Genomic DNA, 16,906 nt, shown 5'->3' with positions numbered 1-16,906 from the left:
GCCGGATTAAGGCTTGAGTTTTTGCCATGTTTCTGTTATATTGAAAAAGCAGGGAGCAAAAACACTCCCTGCCAACCAATTTTACCCTTGTTTGGACTTTACACAAAGTTAGAAGCAGACCCGTTTTTCATTCTGAAAAACGCAGCCGCGCTCCGCACGCTGTTTTTTGAAACATGCAATTGCGCACGATTTCGCGCAATTTCCTATGTTATAAAAAAAGCTTACTTTTCCAATCAAAAGTAAGCTTTTTAATAAGGTTTTTTCTGTATAATAATTTCAATATTGTACATCTTTGCTATTTTTAAAAGCATTTCCACACTGTATCCTGTTTCTCCGCTTTCCCATGCTTGAATCGTCCTATCGCTTCTGCCAATGCTTTTTGCAAATTCAACCTGACTTAAATGTGTCCATTCCCGAATAATTCTCATCGCTTCATTTGGTTCATAGTCATTTAACTTTAATCTCATGCTTTCTTCCCTTTCTAAAATGCACTATATTGACATTATATCGAAAGCATGCTAAAATATTCTAAAACACGAAGTTTTACTTCGGGTTATAATTTTAGAAAGGATATCATTCTATGGCAAAAAATGAATTATTACCGAAAAACAGTATCATTAATGAATCTTGTACGACTCTGCTTATTCAACATATTTCAGAATATCTCATACACAATAGAAAAGAGTTCTTTCAGCAAGGCTTTTCTGTTTTTTGCAGTAAAACTGGTTTGGAAATTATTTATCGAAAAAATAGATATTCATTATCCATTATTTTTTATGAAAGAAGCTATCACTGGTATCTTGTTCCTTATAATCACTCCTATTTTATGACGGAATCTATCACTGTTAAAAGCTTTCCTATCATTTTAACCGCAATCAAAGAGCACGAAGAAAGAACTCTAAAAAAATAACTTTTTCCTCCAATCTATTTTTCTTTGTTCTGGACAAAATGACAGAAATGATTTAAAATAAAGAAAAAAGCAATGGAGTGAACATTTTGGAGCGAATCGGACTTGTTCTGGAGGGCGGCGGAATGCGCGGTGTTTTCACCGGCGGTGTTCTTGACGTTTTTCTGGAAGAAAAAATAGAATTCCCTTATATTGTCGGCGTTTCTGCCGGCGCCTGCAACGCGGTATCCTACGTATCCCACCAGTATCAGAGAAATTATAGAATCAACACCATACACATCAAGGATAAGCGCTATCTCAGCTTGGGCAATCTTTTGAAAACCGGCTCCCTGTTCGGGGTGGATATGCTGTTTAATATCATCCCCAATCAACTGGAGCCGCTTGATTATGAAGCCTACCGCAGCGCGTCGAATAAACTGGTGGTAGGAGCTACAAACTGCATCACCGGATGCTGTGAATATTTCCCTGTGCCCGATCTCGAACTGGACTATAAGCCCGTTGAGGCTTCCATGTCTCTTCCGCTGGTTTCCAACGTTGTGGAATATCACGGCGTCCCCTTTCTGGACGGCGGGGTTTCCGATCCCATACCGGTACGGAAATCCATTCTGGACGGCAACACAAAAAACGTGATTGTTTTGACACAGCACAAGGAGTACCGCAAAAAACCGACCTCAACCCTTTCCCTTCTGAAAGCAAAATATAAAAAATATCCCAGGTTGGTGGAGGCAATGGAACGCAGGCATCTGGTTTACAATGAAACCCTTGACTATATAAAAAAGCTGGAGGCGGCAGGAAACGCTTTTGTCATCCGTCCGGCGGAACCGGTGGATATCGGCCGCTTTGAAAAACACCCTGAAAAATTGGCGCAGCTGTACAAAGACGGCTATCATATAACAAAAAAACAGCGCGACGCCCTGCGTGCTTTTTTGGGAGAAAAGGATTGTTAAAGCGAAATAGCCTGCCCGGTTTCAAACCCGGCAGGCCATTTTTTCACTCTGTTAAGAAACACAAAAAAGGCTATCTTTCGATAGCCTTTTTTTATGACAATATTTCTTTTGCAATTTCATTTACCGTTTTGCCATCGCCGACACCTTTGATTTTTGGAAGGACATAGCCCATAATTTTTCCCATATCCTTCATGTCTTTTGCGCCGACTGCTTCAACTGCTTCTTTTACAATAACGGTCAATTCTTCTTTTGTCAATTGTTTTGGAAGATAGGCAAGGATGATTTCAATTTCACGGTTCAGCGTGTCAATCAAATCCTGACGGCCGCTCTTTTCGTATTCGGGAAGAGAATCTTTTCTCTTTTTCACTTCCTTCGCAAGGATCTCCGTGATTCCCTCGTCGTCCAAGGTGACCTTATTATCCTTTTCCACCTGAAGAATCGCTGCACGAACAAACTGGATCGTGTTCTTTTTAACCAGATCCTTTTCCTTCATGGCAGATTTCATGTCTTCCATTAATTTCTCTTTGAGAGCCATAAATATCGCCCCTATTTGAAACTATTTAAATTTTCTTTTCCTTGCAGCTTCGGATTTCTTTTTTCTCTTTACACTAGGCTTTTCGTAATGCTCTCTTTTCTTGATTTCTGTAAGCACACCGCTTCTAGCGCACTGCCTTTTAAATCTTCTTAAAGCACTGTCAAGAGATTCGTTTTCCTTGATTCTGATTTCTGACATTCTGTTCCCCTCCCTCCGCTACTGCAAAATGCTTTGGGACTTACTGATTTACAATAAGCAAAATATATTATATCCTATTTTTGCACAAATGTCAACTGATTTAGAGATATTTATTTGGGTTTCTTTTTTTCTTTCCTTAGCCTGCAGGCCAGAGCAGATCCCTGCCGCCAATCAAATGAAAATGCAGGTGGAACACGGTTTGTCCCGCCCCTTCCCCACAGTTGTTTACAATCCGGTATCCTTTTTCGGACAATCCGAGATCCGCTGCAATCTTTGCCGCCACCTCAAAAATATGGCCGATGACACCGCTGTTTTCGCCGTTCACCTCATTGCAGGAGGCAATGTGCTGTTTCGGAATGATCAGCACATGCACCGGCGCCGTAGGGCTGATATCATTAAAAGCGTAACACAGGTCATCCTCATAAACCTTTGTGGAGGGAATGTCCCCCTTAATAATTTTACAAAAAATACAGTCATCCATCTGAAAAACCTCCTATTGCTTTCCGTTAGAGATTGAAAAATACCGGATATTTTTCGTTCTGCCTCTATTGGTTCACCTGTTCTTTGATGACATCCATCGCTTTCAAAAGCGCGTTGTCCACACCTCCGGAATCCTTGCCGCCGGCCTGTGCGGAATCGGGGCGCCCGCCGCCGGATCCACCCACCAGTTTGGAGATTTCTTTCACGATATTACCGCAGTGGATTCCCTTTTTCACCGCCTCCTTGTTCGCGACGGCGATCAGGTTCACCTTTTCTTCCGAATAGGCGGCAAAAACGCCTACCACACAGTCAAACTCGTCCTTCAGGGCATCTCCCATTTTCCGTAGCGTATTAACGTCAGCATCCACGAAAGCGCCGCGAACCACTTTGACGCCGCCCACTTCATGCATATTGCGCTTCACGTCCTCCAAGCCGCTTTTGGCAACCAGCTCCTTAAAGTGGTCAATCTGTTCATGCGCCTCTTTCAGCTCACTGTTCAATGCGGTAATTTTGTTGACAATCTCCGCCGTTCCAACCTTCAGCATGGAAGAAATATATTTGATGGTATGTTCTTTTTCATAGATATAGGCAAGCACATTGAGGCCAGTGATGGCTTCGATTCTGCGCACACCAGCGGCAACGCCGCTTTCGGACAGGATTTTGAACAGTCCTACTTTTGCCGTATTGCTCACATGGCATCCTCCGCACAATTCAACGGAATAGTCGCCCATCTTGACAACACGGACAATGTCCGCATACTTTTCGCCGAACAGAGCCATCGCTCCCATTTTTACCGCCTCGTCATACGGGCGCTGGGAAATCTCGACCGGCAGCCCTGCCATGATTGCGTTATTTACCTTCTGCTCTACCTCCAGCAGCTGCTCCTCCGTCATAGCGCTCATATGGGAAAAATCAAAGCGCAGACGCTCCGGCGTCACATAGGAGCCAGCCTGTTCCACATGGCTTCCCAGCACTTCCCGAAGCGCTTTCTGCAGCAGATGGGTAGCGGAATGATTTGCCTTTGTGGACTCACGCAATTCCTTATCAAAGCGGATGGTAACCTGATCTCCCACACGAAATTCGCCGTCATTCGCACGGACAAAATGAAGAATTTTTCCATCCGCCGTTTTTTGCGTGTCATAGATAACGCCCTCTGTGGTGGATGATTGAAGAATCCCGTGATCACCTACCTGACCGCCGCTCTCGCCATAACACACAGTTCTATCCGTGATGATAACGCATTCGCCGTCCGCACTGCCGACAATTTCATTTTCACTGATAATCGCTTTGATCTCCGCCTCTGTTTCCTCGTTGTCATATCCGACAAATTCGGTTTTCAGATCCTTGTCCAGTTTGGAGTAGATATTCTTATCCCACCCCAGCTGGCCGTTGTCATTGCGGGCGCTTCTGGCTTTTTCGCGCTGAATTTCCATGTGCTTATAGAAGCCTTCCTCGTCAATTTTCACATTGGATTCCTGCAGAATTTCCTGGGTGAGATCCAACGGAAAACCATAGGTATCATACAGTTTAAAAGCCGAAGCACCATCCAGAACGCCGTTCTCTTCTATCCTGTCAATCATCTGATTCAAAATAATCAAGCCCTGATCGATGGTTTTTTCAAATTTATCTTCCTCGGTGCTGATCACTTCCCGGATAAATTTCTGTTTCTCGGCAAGCTCCGGATAGGCCTCCTTGGACTCTTCAATGACCACGTCGCACAGTTTGTATAAAAATTTCTCTTTGATTCCCAGAAGCTTTCCGTGTCTCGCCGCTCTTCTGAGCAGCCGCCGCAGAACGTAGCCGCGCCCTTCATTGGAGGGCAGAATGCCGTCGCTTACCATGAAAGTCGTGCTTCTGATATGGTCGGTGATAACGCGGATAGACACGTCATCCTCCGGATCCGCATGATAGGTTTTCTCTGAAATTGCACAGACTTTGTCCAGAATCGCCTTCACCGTATCCACCTCAAACAGATTGCCTACATCCTGCATGATAGCCGCGATTCGTTCCAGCCCCATACCGGTATCTATGTTCGGGTGCGCCAGCTTATGATAGTTGCCTTCCTCGTCTCTGTGGAACTGGGTGAATACAAGATTCCAGAATTCAACATACCGGTCACAGTCACAGCCTACCTTACAGTCCGGCTTACCGCAGCCGTGCTTTTCACCGCGGTCAAAATAAATTTCAGAGCAGGGACCGCAGGGACCGACGCCGATCTCCCAGAAATTGTCCTCCTTGCCCATGCGGACAATGCGGTCAGGGGAAACACCCACTTTCTTTGTCCAGATCTCAAAGGCCTCATCATCATCCTGATAGATGGTAACCCACAGGCGATCCACCGGCATCTTCATCACTTTCGTGACAAATTCCCAAGCCCACGCGGTTGCCTCCTCCTTAAAATAATCTCCAAAGGAAAAGTTGCCCAGCATCTCAAAGAAGGTGCCGTGGCGATCGGTTTTTCCAACCCGCTCGATATCGGGTGTGCGGATACATTTCTGACAGGTCGTTACCCGTTTTCTCGGAGGCTTCTCCTCCCCAGTGAAATATTTTTTTAAAGGAGCCATCCCGGCCGGAATCAACAGCAGGGACGGATCGTTTTTCGGTACCAGCGAAAAGCTTTTCATCCGCAAATGATCTTTGGATTCAAAGAATTTTAAGTAAGCTTCCCGAATCTCATTCAAACCTAGTTTTTCCATTGTAACAGTTCCACCTTTTTCTATAATATCAAAATATGCAAGTTATTTTTACTGATTTACACCGTATTTTTCTTTCAGGTTGTTTCGCCGCTGGGTGACAATCAATGCGATACCGCATACGGCGATGACAAACATCACATCAAACAGCATGGCATAAACGCCCATATGTCTGGCCAGTTCGGATTCCCCAAAGGTTATCACCGGGACAGGGAACAGCAGAAGGGAAAAAAACCCTAAAATCACAGAAGCGTCGCAGAATGCTTTGCCTCCCCCATTATCCGTCTTTCTTCTCAAGTATACTGCCCCAACAATAAAGAGCACTGCGAAAAGCAGTACAAACCCTGTCTTTGCCGGAAACACAGTGCGTTTCACTGTGGAATACAGTGCAAAGCCTCCCGCCAAATCTTTTGCTTCCTTCCCGCTTTCAACCGTATAATTTCCCAGATAGCGGGGACGGTTTTCAAAGGCATTATTGGCAGAAACATTCCATTTATCCAAGAATACGCTGGGATTCGTCAAATAGTATGTTACAACATCCCCATATCCAATCTTGTCAAAAAATTCTGTCTTCAAATCATCGCTGTCAATGTTCACCTGAAAGCTCGCCGTTCCTGCATAGGGGGCCAGAGCGCTGCTCAAACCAAGCTTTTCAAGAGCCGCCGGAACATCCTCCTGATCCTTTAAAATCCCATAAAACACCGAATTGTACAGATTCTGTTCCCGGTTGGCAGGCATAACATCCCGAAATTGAAAGAAAGGCACTACCGCAATCAGCGCGGCCAGCACAACGTTTAATATGCGGAACGTATAGCCCCTGCGCAGCGGCAGAAGGCGAAGGCCCATCAAAGCGAAAAAGATTCCCGCAAAAGCTATGTTCGGCTTCATTCCGCATAGCAGAAACGCACAGAGATAATACAGTATCAACGTCGGTTTCTGTGGTTTGTCCGAAAATGCAAGCTTGGCGTACAGCGCACAGGCCAGCACCAAAAACACCAGAAATCCCGCTTCCGTATACAGTGTATTAAAGTATACCAGATAAGCCACATCAAAAAAGACGAAGTATAAGAGCGCTGCCAGCATAATGTTCTGCCATGTCTGTTTCATGGTAACATGCCGCAATACAATCCAGATCGCCGCCAGCATCAAAATCAGATAAAATAAGCCTAACAGGCGTATATCAAAATTTTTGTGAAAGGCTTTGCTGACAGAGACCAGAGGTGATATATAGAGTGTGGAAGCCCCGTTGTATTCCTCCGCATTTCCTTTTTCCTGAATTTTATATTTCAGCTCCGCATAGTTTCCGTTTTCAAAAGTGGATTCGGCTTTGGAAAGCCCCAGTCCCTTTTCAATATGTGCAAGAGCACCGCTGTCCTGCATGCTGACACTCATTGGAAAGAACAGATAAATGAATGCTGTGATAAAGCAAAGTGCCAGGGTTATGATGCATATCTTTTTCCTGCTGTCCTGCATTTGATTCCCTCCTATTTCAGACGAAAGCATTAAAAAATCAAGAAAAAAGCGTACGCAATCTTGGCGTATTCACGGCATTTCAACACAAAATCGTAATCCGTTTGCATGGGAACACCATATTGGTTCGACTCTTTAATGCTTAAACTACACTAATATATATCATATAATAAATCTGGATTTTTTTCAACATAAATTTCGAAAAAATAGAGAGCGCCAAAGGACTTCTTCCAAATCCCTTGGCGCTCTTCTAACCCCTTTATTCCTCAGAAAGTGTTTCCAGCTTCGTCACGGAAACCTCATAGGCTGTGCGCTCCACAATCTGTGTTTCGGATAGCTTTTTCTGGTAATCCCTCGACTGCACTCGTCCATAGATCTGAACATTGGAACCGACCTTCAGTTTGGAAGCAAACTTTGCATTCCGGCCCCAGGCGATACAAGGAATATAATCCGACTTGTTGTGCGGCCGGTTTACAGCGAGCAAAATATCCGTGATCTCCCGCTCAAAGGGCGTCACCCGGTAAACGGGTTCCTTGCAAATGTAACCGTTCAGTATAATCTGATTGGGATTGTCAATCTCTTCCCCCTCATGAAACATTTTGATATCCTTTACAAATACGGTAAGAACCAGTTTGCTGCCCTCTCCTGAAAAATTGTTGTAAGAACGGAACTGCCCTGTGATATGTACTTTCTCTCCGGTCTTCAGACAAATATCATCCGTCAAAAGCTTCTCGGAGACAGTCACATTGATAAAATCGCAGGATTTGGACAGCCGTTCCACCATCAGCTGGAACTTATAAAACTTTTCTTCGTAGATCTCATGGCTGAATTCGGGCATACTGTGAACGCTTCCCACTAGCTCGCAGTAGTTGTTTTCGTTTTCACAACTGTACATAATTGTATCTCTCCCAATATTTTATTTCTATCAGGGCCACCCCTGCTGTCCCGGATTCCCAGCAAAATTCTTTTTCGCGCTGAGAAAGCGAAACATATCATGCTGTAATTCATCCCTTATCAGATTTCTCTTTTCCCTATGCCCTAACGCTTATCTGCCTGTTCACCTCGTCGGACGCTCCTTTTGCATTGCTGGCCACATAAAAAATAGAACCTATGATAAGCAGAAAGATGAATAGGTATGAAACAAGAAAGGATGGTTTGAAGGTATAAATTTTCACATCAGTTCTCCCCTTTTCGTTTCCTTCCATAAGGGCCTTGCCCCGTCATTTAACGTTCTTAAGCCCAAGGTTGCCGGAACTTCCGTTGAAAATTCCTCCGCCTGCAAAGACGGCAGAAATCTTTATTCCGTTCTATCAATAGTGTATTAGCTTTCCCTCTGTTTTATGATAGTTTTTCTTTTTTCATGACCAGAAAAAGAAAAAGGACTCAAAACCTGTATACAACAGGTTTCAAGTCCTCTGCTTTCAAGATGTATTTTACCGACTTTCCAAAGCATTACCATTCATAACGTTTTCGAAAATAGCCATATAAATAGACATATTTTAAGGGATATGGCAAAAAGCGAAGCATTTTTCCGATTCTCCGGCGATAGGGAGGGCTCATTGGGGAATCCAGAGCTTTCAAGTAGTCCCGCATCTGCTCTGTTTTCATAAGTTTTCTCATGGACAGCCGACCGTCCCGTTCCCATATAACACGTGAAAAAACCAAACAGATCTGTTTCAAGGCCAGATTTTTCACTTCGTATATCAAAATTTCATCTCCACAGGAATCGATTTTCCGAAGAAAGCAAGCAAACAGTCTCAAAATTTTTTCGGAATTCCCAGGTTTCACGGACTGGGAGTAGCTATTCTGCGTATAGGTGTAGTAATAGTAACACTCTGACAGGCTAACCAGCTTTTTCAGATGATAAGCCGCTTCCAGATTAAACAGCAAATCCTCATAGCAAACCTCTTGGTTGCTACGAAACCGTATGCGATACCTGTCAAGAAAATCCGTTTGATATAACTTATTACAGCACCCGTGAGAAAAATCACCATAACTTATCCAATCCCGGAAAAATGCTCCCCGATCTGTAACCCAAACTTCTTTTGACGGTTTATATATCTTCTGAAACACGCTGCCGTTCTCGTCTGCCCGGCTGATGCTGCACTGCACGATTTGGGCATCGCTTTTCAGCGCATGCTCCACCATCTTTTCATACATTTTATTCTCTATAAAGTCATCGGCATCCACAAAACCGATATATTCCCCGGCCGCATGTTCCAAGCCAATGTTCTTTGCCAGCCCCTGCCCCTGATTTTTGGTGTGAAAGACGCGGATTTGCCCATACTTCCGTGCCAATTCATCCGCTATCCGTCCGGTGGCGTCGGTTGAGCCGTCATCCACCAAAAGTATCTCTATCTTTTCATAAGTTTGACTTCGCAGAGAAGCGACGCAACGCATCAGCCTTTTTTCTTCATTGAAAACAGGTACAATGACGCTGACAAGGGGATGCCTTTGCATAAAGACCACCTTTTCTATTTCTTTAATGTGAGGATTACGATTTCCGGAGGATTAAATATCCTTGGCATCTTCAAATTTCTATCCATACCGCGGCTTACCACCATTTTGGCACTACCTTCCGAAAAGAGACCTTTGGCATAATAGAAAATATTGTCTTTTTTCTCGTTGATCCAATCGCTGATAATCGGAATCTGCATCTTTCCTCCGTGAAGGTGGCCGGAACAAATCAAATTAAAATGCAGATCCTTGATATAAGGAAATGCATTGGCACGGTGCATCAAAAGAATATGAAAACCGCTCGGCGATACCCATTTTTGGCTGAAGTTCTCCAGCTGCTTTATCTGCGCGGAATCTTTTATCTGGTCATCCGTAATGCTGAAATCATCAACACCGTATAGGTTGATATAGGCGTTGTCTTTTTTGAGCATAACGCCCTGATAATTCAGCAAATGTACGCCGCTTTCCGCCAGAAATTTTTTGAATTCACTGTAACCCGGATTCCACATTTCATGATTGCCCGTGACACTGTAAACAGGTGCAATCTGCACAAGCCCCTGTATCAACGCCTTGGTGCTCTCATGTTCCCTTTCGTCATCATTGATCATATCTCCCGTGAGAAAGATAACTTCCGGTTTCTGTTTCCGTGTCTTTTCCAGTGCCTGTTCATAATACGGCGCATTGTGATAATCAGAAAATACCGCTATGCGGTAGCCCTCAAACTCTGAAGGGATTTTTGGAGAGTGGATGTCATAGGAGGTAATACGGATATTGTTCGCGTCAAAAAAGAGGTATCCGCCAAATCCTAGAACAACTGCAAGAAGGATTCCCAAAACCTTAATCAGTCTTTTCATTCTCTTCCACCTGCTTGTCTTTCAGAAGCTCTATTTGCTCCGTTTTTCTCTGCTCCTCCTGAAATCTCTCCGCATTTTGGTATACTGTTGTAAAGTTTCCGGCATCAACCGGTTTCGCGAAACCATATCCCTGCATGTACTCTATTCCAAGCGCTTTTACCCGTCTTGCCATCTCCTGGTCTTCAATTCCCTCGGCGCAAACCTTGATACGCATACTGTGTGCGATGTCCAATATACTGATGATCATCTGTTTATTGCTATCCAGATTCGCAATGCACTGACGGTCGATCTTTATGATGTCCAGCGGGAAACTGTGCAGCAGGTTAATGGAACTTGTGGATGTGCCAAAGTCGTCAATTGACACCTTTACCCCCAAAGATTTGATAACCCGCAGTTTTTGAGCAACCATTTCCAGATCCTCGATCTCCCCCCGGCTGGAAATTTCAATCATAATATTTTCCGGATTCACTTGTGTGCTGTTTAAAATTTCACAGATCCGGTCAATAAAAGTGGAACTGCAAATTTGATAAATAGAAAAGTTTACGCAGACACTGAAATCCGGACCAATCTCCTCATTCCATCTCCTGCACTGTTCACAGGCCTGCCGGAATACCCATTCCCCTAAAATCGTCATTACGCCAATTTTTTCAGCGATCTCAATAAATTCATTCGGCAGTTTTGGCCCCAAGTCATGATTTTCCCACCGAAGCAAGGCTTCCGCGCCAATCCACCGCCCGGATGTGTTTACAGTGGGCTGAAAAAATAACTTGAATCCCGCAAAATCATTTTTTACATCCTCTACCAGCGCCTTCGCAACGGTGAGCTCCTCCGCAGAGACCGCCTCAATATAATTTTCACTGCCCGCCTGCAGTCCCTGATAAGGGATGAGCTCCACAGATTCCTTTTCCATCCGTTGGTATTTTCTTACCAGCTCAATGGTGATCGCCAGGAACAGAGCCAAAAACAGCCCAAGGAATAAACTTACGAAAGCATATGTGGCAACCGGTACCTGTGCGGATACATCGACTGCCGACAGATAGTTGATCTGCTGTCCGCTTTTATATTTATAATAGTCTGAAGCCGTCTCATTTACCAATTCGATAATTTCCTTCAGATGTGTTTCCATTTTGCCAAGCAAAGAATCCGCCTTTTCCCGCATGATCTGTTTTTCATCCCACGGCACATCATCGGTGCTGAAAATGTCGATGATGCTTTGATAATAGTTGATATCCTCTCCATAAGAACGAGCCTCCACTCCGCTGTTTACATATTGGAGCAGAATATCGTCGTAGGTGGTCAAAAAGTCCCTAATATTTTCGGTTCCGAGGATATCGCTCTGAAGAATGTTGTTGCCCGTGTTATAGCCGCCGTTATAGTTTGTTCCGGACTGATTGTTATAGGCATGATACTGCTTATATTCACGATAGAACTGCAGCAGTTTCTGCAGCGCAAGATCCGATTCGTTCTGCTTTTTCTTCTGATTCAGCTGAAGTTCTTCTATTTTATATTGGTATCTCTTAATCAGCGTCTCTGCGTTCTTTGATATCTCACCCTTTTTGATAATTGCCAAAAGCTTTGTGTACTCGATATCGTTCAGCCAGTTGAAGCGAGCCTGCAAATCGGAAAAGGTGAGTCCAGTCGCCGAAGAACGGAAGCTCACATTTTCTTTGGCGTGATCTCCCGTGAAAGTCATTCCCTGATCAATTTGATTTTTAAACAGATCGCAGATTTCCATATAATCCAATGTGGAATAATCCGTGGTGCTCAGCACATCCGGCAACACTTTATCTCCGGAATATTTTGTGCGAAAAAAATTCTCATACTCCTGCATCAAGCTGTTCAGCACAAAATTGCCGTGGGTAAAGCCATAGCTTCCCGCATAATGATAGGATACAATATATTCACTTGGAAAATAGTCGTAATCTTCCCCTTTCTCTGTCTTCGCCTTAATCTTCTCCTGTGTCTCTTCATCGACGAGCGGCGCAACCGAAAGATTGTTGCGGATGTTCTCTGCATTCATATTTAGATTGACCGTTTTTATCACATTTTCAATTAGGCTGGGCGAAGTGATCTCATAGACATCCAGCGGTGCTCCCGTAGGCGTCAGTCCCGATTCGATCCCGTCATAAGAATATTTGATTACGATGGAAGCTGTGTAACTCTGTAGTCTGTTCGCATAGGAATAGCCCAAAATAGAAGTAAGCAGGGCGAAAATCACAACAAGTTTAAGATGCTTATAGATATATTTAAAAATATCAACAATGGAAAGCTCAAACATCTGCTTACCCCCTTACTTTTTGATTTCCGGATGATCCGAGGAATCCTGCCGCTGTCCGCCGAGAGGTTCATATTGAGACAACCCCGCCAATTTACTCTCCAGATCTTTCATTGTATCATACAGTTGGATATTATTTTTCTTGCTTCTTTGTTTTTTTTCTTTCACTGGCGGTTGTTTCTTTTTGTCCGCTTTGACGTTTTTCCTTTTTCTCTCTTTGGCTTCCTTTGCCGGAGAGGTCTCTTCTTTTTTCTCTTTCTTTCGGAGGAGCCTTTTTGACAATGTTTTTTTCGTTTCGCCGCCGGATTCCCCGTCAACTGTCTTAGGTTCATTGTGCTCTATAAATCTTTTTTTCAGCCACAAAAGGAATGCATACAGCAAAGCCACAAGAATTCCCGCAATTGCCGCGATAAAAATCTTTATCAAAAAGCTGGCACTCAAATATTTCTTATCAATTTGTTTTATTTTGACATAGCCGCTGTTTTTCATCTTTAAATAGTCTGCCACTGTCTGCTGTGCTGTCTGCTGTAAACTCATCTGCTCTTTGGTTATCTCCTCGATCATACTGTCGCTGACCGCGGCAATACGCGCCGCCTCATCGGGTGAAAGACTAACCTGCCTGTATTCCTCGATCCTGCGTCGTTTATCGTTAATCTCCTCCTGGAAAGCACTGGATTCAACCCCAGCATCCAATGACTGCTTAGTCACAAAATCATAACCTGTTTTGGGCTTTACCTGGTAGACTTCATCATTTTTATCCACTCCGGTGATTACGATGCTCTCTTCAAACGTATGATCATATTCTTCCATCGCTTTGCCAGCAATCTCGGATTCCGCGGCTTTCTTATTGGCTTTGATCTGCAAATCTTCGATCTGTGCCTCGTATACGCTGATAAGGGCCTCCTTATCCTTGGATATCTTACTGGCGTATACATAGGATTTATAGGTGTTGGCACGGATGGAAAGAAGATTTTCAAAGCTTGAAATCAAATCGTTAAAAGACTTGCCTGTCACAGAAGAACGAAACGTGGCGTCCTCCGCTTTTTTAGACTGCAGGTACTGCAGATATAAATTGATACTGCTCTCCATGGAATCCGCAATTTCAGGATAGTCATACTGGCTGTAATCCGGCTCCTCGCTGATTTTCGCCAGCACATTGTTTTCCGTGTGCTCATCCAGAAAATATTGATAATAGGTTTCGGTTAAAGCATTGAGAAGTTCTTTTGCCGTATTCTCAACAAAAAGATTCCGGATATTCAGAAAACCAAGCTTTTTCCCGGTGGAAGCGGTGACAACATATTCCGTGGGAATATAGGAATAATTTTCGCCGTTTTTTCTCGTTTCCTGAATCTTTGCCTGCACCGGTGCGGAAAGATGTGCACGAATCGAAAAGCACTCCCGCAGTTCCGACACTGTCCGGTTTAAAAATTTCCCATCCCGGTTTAGCCGTTCCAGAGTTAAGGTGAGCACCTCATCGGAGAGCAGATCATAAATCTCAAACCTGCTTCCATCGGGATAACGCCCTTTCTCTGCGCTGGAATATACAAAAGACAAATTCTGCTGTTCCGTGAAATGCTGATTATATGCCGTATAAACCCCTGCCGCAAATGCAAATACAGCTGCAAAAGCAATACACCGTTTCCAGTTTTTTAAAATAAATCGCAATATTCTCAAATCGTCCACCCCCGATTTTCTGTTTTCATGCCTGTTCTCAGAACAGGTAAAACAATAGATAAACACAGTTGACCAGCCGTTTTTGCATCATGCGGCAAATCAGCACATTTTTAAAGCCAAGTTCTTTCCCTATACTGCTTTGTATCTCCGTCAGCGCAGCCTGCAGCGTGCTGTTTTCCAGTATTCGTTTTAGCTGTCTGATGACATTTCGAAACGAATCGTTTTGCTTCACCGTTCCTCTGATGCATTCCTTCGCCTCCAGGAACAGTCTTCGGTTCATCATATGGCAGGCGCTTCCCAAATCATCCGTATGATATGTCTCAAAAAAACGGATTGCTTCATGATAAAGTCTTACCTTTTTGCAGAAGGTATCTTTTTGAACCCGTGTGGCCAAGCTGCCGGAGGCGGTTCTGTAATAATAGTGGTATAAGCATCGGTTTATCCAGCTGCATCTTTCCACATACGGCAAATAAGATAAGTTAAATAAAAGGTCCTCTCCAATATCTATCGTCTCATCAAATAAAATATGATTCTTTTCAAGGCATTCCCTGCGGAACAGCTTTCCGCAAACGGAATGAGCGATTCCATACTCAAAGCGTTTCGAAATTTGATTTCTTAATTCCTCTCCGGAGATGATACAGGTATCGCAGCATAGCGGATAATATTCCTTTAAGCAGACGGATTCCCCATCCTGAATAATTTCCGTCATATGTCCCGCCAGCGCCAATTGCGCGGATGTTTTTTCCGCTTCGCTGTACAATGCTTCACAGGTATGCGGAGTTATGGTATCATCCGCGTCGCAAAACATAATATATTCCCCGGCCGCATTGCGGATCCCCGTGTTTCTTGCCGCGGAAGGACCCGCATTCTCCTGACGGAACAGCCGGATCCGCCTATCCGTTTTCGCGAATTCATCCAGTATGTCTTCTGTATGATCGGTAGAGCCGTCATCCACCACAAGCACCTCATAGTCACCGAAAGTCTGCACCATGATACTTTCCAGACAGGCTGCTATATATTTTTCACAGTTATAAGCCGGAACGACAATACTAATACCAGGTTTCATATATCACCTTTCTCTGGATACAAATTTTGTTAAAGGAAATAGAAAAAGAAAAATTTCCAATCCACAAAGAAATCAATTCCCATACCAAAAAATATCCACATATATGTAGTCGTGATTAAAATCAAATGCACGTCTTCCCGCTTTTTTAAATATTCCAGCAAATAGAATACCGTTTTAAGCAAAAGGCCTAAAAGCAAAACTGCAGTTCCAATAATACCTATATTTAACAGCAAGCCGATATAGGCTTGATGCGGAAACCCAACCATCTCTTTCTGGAATTTCGGCTCCAGGTAAGATGCCATTACAATATTTCCGCCAAACAATTTTTTTGTTATCGTCTGTGTTTTAAAATACTCCCAATAGGAACTCCACGTCTCGCTTCTCTCGGAAGTGACTCTTGCCGTGTCTCTCTCTTCTATAAACCCCAGCTGTGAGTCCACCCTCGTAATCAGATCCGATACGATCTGAATATTGGAAATAAAAGGTATTGTCTTCGCAGCGCCATAAAAGCCCCCTACAGCGAGAAACAGCGCCAAAACAACAGGAACCGCTTTTCTTGGCCATTTTAGAAAAGCAAAAAGGATAAACGTCGTGAAAAAGCATATCATCGACGATAAGCTGACCGTTGCAATCAAAAAGCAGCAAAGAATCGCCGCTATTGGCAATTTCACTCTCCAGCTTACGGTAGTTTTTAAAGAAAACAGCATGAAAAGCGCTAAGTTAAAAAAGAAGCCCGCGTAGTTCGGATCCACAAAACTCCCAAGGTAACGGGTAACATATACTGCCCAGATGCCATTTCGATAATCGGCAGCATATTGAAACGCATGCCTGCCGAGAACACCGTAAAAACCGGAAACCAAGGCTGACGCAATGAAAACCATACAAAATTTACGGAACAATGCTTTGTCCTTCAAAATCCGTCCGGTTAACAAAAGAACCAAGATCACATCCGCCAGCGTGGAGACTCCAAGCCTTCCAAGATTCGGAATCAAAGCCGCGCCGCAGTAAATCACTATCACAAAAAAGGGTGCGATTATAAAATAATTCAAAGACAGCTTTTTATAATCAAAAAAGATCTTTATAAGCAGCAGATAATTAAAAAAACGGTACAGCGCTAAACCACCCGGAAGTACCAGCTGGCTGTAAAAAAACAATGTCACTATAAAAATCAAATAAAACGCATCTTTTGTGATTAGGAACAGCGAAATGACGGCAATCGCAATCGCTGCTACAGTTGACAGGCTGGGAAAAAACGCCAGCGCAAGAGGAAGAACAACAGCGATACCTAAAAGGATATTACTGCGTGTGAAATATTTTTTCCATTCTTTCACCCAGTTCATCTCTTCCCCC

At 43.8% G+C, this 16,906-nt stretch carries 15 protein-coding genes; 2 read left to right on the top strand and 13 right to left on the bottom strand.

All coding sequences use genetic code 11. The annotated features are described in order from the left end of the window. Nucleotides 1-248: 248 nt before the first annotated feature. Entirely contained in the window at nucleotides 249-467 is a 219-nt protein-coding gene (locus tag KQI32_RS04840; protein ID WP_177691677.1) for a helix-turn-helix transcriptional regulator, read from the bottom strand. A 113-nt stretch (nucleotides 468-580) separates the two neighbouring features. On the opposite strand from KQI32_RS04840, the gene KQI32_RS04835 reads away from it, so the two are divergent. Both KQI32_RS04835 and KQI32_RS04830 read left to right on the top strand, forming a co-directional pair. Then, nucleotides 581-910, top strand: a complete 330-nt coding sequence (locus KQI32_RS04835) for a hypothetical protein (protein ID WP_177691676.1) — start codon at nucleotides 581-583, stop codon at nucleotides 908-910. A gap of 77 nt (nucleotides 911-987) precedes the next feature. Continuing rightward, entirely contained in the window at nucleotides 988-1,854 is an 867-nt protein-coding gene (locus KQI32_RS04830) for a patatin family protein (RefSeq protein ID WP_374197055.1), read from the top strand. Nucleotides 1,855-1,945: 91 nt separating this feature from the next. Here the strand turns inward: KQI32_RS04830 and KQI32_RS04825 are convergent, their stop codons facing one another. The 12 genes from KQI32_RS04825 to KQI32_RS04770 form a co-directional block, all read right to left on the bottom strand. Further along, nucleotides 1,946-2,389, bottom strand: coding sequence for a GatB/YqeY domain-containing protein (locus tag KQI32_RS04825; RefSeq protein WP_177691674.1), 444 nt, complete (start codon nucleotides 2,387-2,389; stop codon nucleotides 1,946-1,948). A gap of 21 nt (nucleotides 2,390-2,410) precedes the next feature. Further along, nucleotides 2,411-2,587 carry a 30S ribosomal protein S21 gene (gene rpsU / locus KQI32_RS04820; RefSeq protein ID WP_177691673.1) on the bottom strand — a complete coding sequence of 59 codons (177 nt, stop codon included), beginning with the start codon at nucleotides 2,585-2,587 and terminating at the stop codon, nucleotides 2,411-2,413. A gap of 136 nt (nucleotides 2,588-2,723) precedes the next feature. Continuing rightward, the gene (locus KQI32_RS04815) at nucleotides 2,724-3,068 is read right to left on the bottom strand and encodes a histidine triad nucleotide-binding protein (RefSeq protein ID WP_177691672.1); all 345 of its coding nucleotides are present in this window, start codon (nucleotides 3,066-3,068) and stop codon (nucleotides 2,724-2,726) included. 64 nt (nucleotides 3,069-3,132) lie between these two features. Then, nucleotides 3,133-5,763 carry an alanine--tRNA ligase gene (alaS, locus tag KQI32_RS04810; protein WP_216424184.1) on the bottom strand — a complete coding sequence of 877 codons (2,631 nt, stop codon included), beginning with the start codon at nucleotides 5,761-5,763 and terminating at the stop codon, nucleotides 3,133-3,135. 48 nt (nucleotides 5,764-5,811) lie between these two features. Continuing rightward, entirely contained in the window at nucleotides 5,812-7,233 is a 1,422-nt protein-coding gene (locus tag KQI32_RS04805; protein WP_216424183.1) for a hypothetical protein, read from the bottom strand. Nucleotides 7,234-7,489: 256 nt separating this feature from the next. Next, complete coding sequence (locus KQI32_RS04800; protein ID WP_177691669.1) at nucleotides 7,490-8,125, bottom strand: single-stranded DNA-binding protein; 636 nt, start codon at nucleotides 8,123-8,125, stop codon at nucleotides 7,490-7,492. Between the two features lie 557 nt (nucleotides 8,126-8,682). Beyond that, nucleotides 8,683-9,690 carry a glycosyltransferase family 2 protein gene (locus tag KQI32_RS04795; protein ID WP_216424182.1) on the bottom strand — a complete coding sequence of 336 codons (1,008 nt, stop codon included), beginning with the start codon at nucleotides 9,688-9,690 and terminating at the stop codon, nucleotides 8,683-8,685. A gap of 14 nt (nucleotides 9,691-9,704) precedes the next feature. Then, a complete protein-coding gene (locus tag KQI32_RS04790; protein WP_216424181.1) occupies nucleotides 9,705-10,541 on the bottom strand; it encodes a metallophosphoesterase in 837 nt (278 codons plus the stop codon). After that, entirely contained in the window at nucleotides 10,525-12,819 is a 2,295-nt protein-coding gene (locus tag KQI32_RS04785; protein ID WP_216424180.1) for an EAL domain-containing protein, read from the bottom strand. Before KQI32_RS04785 ends, KQI32_RS04790 begins: the two co-directional genes overlap by 17 nt. Nucleotides 12,820-12,831: 12 nt before the next feature. Then, nucleotides 12,832-14,490, bottom strand: a complete 1,659-nt coding sequence (locus KQI32_RS04780) for a hypothetical protein (protein WP_216424179.1) — start codon at nucleotides 14,488-14,490, stop codon at nucleotides 12,832-12,834. Nucleotides 14,491-14,527: 37 nt separating this feature from the next. Continuing rightward, the gene (locus tag KQI32_RS04775; protein WP_216424178.1) at nucleotides 14,528-15,556 is read right to left on the bottom strand and encodes a glycosyltransferase family 2 protein; all 1,029 of its coding nucleotides are present in this window, start codon (nucleotides 15,554-15,556) and stop codon (nucleotides 14,528-14,530) included. Between the two features lie 29 nt (nucleotides 15,557-15,585). Then, a complete protein-coding gene (locus tag KQI32_RS04770) occupies nucleotides 15,586-16,896 on the bottom strand; it encodes an O-antigen ligase family protein (RefSeq protein ID WP_216424177.1) in 1,311 nt (436 codons plus the stop codon). Nucleotides 16,897-16,906 lie beyond the last annotated feature (10 nt).

This window comes from Acetivibrio sp. MSJd-27 (genome assembly GCF_018918095.1).
In the GTDB taxonomy this organism is placed as follows: Bacteria; Bacillota; Clostridia; order UMGS1840; family HGM11507; genus HGM11507.
The sequence above is the reverse complement of the archived record's forward strand: the minus strand, read 5'-3'. Positions and strand labels throughout refer to the sequence as shown.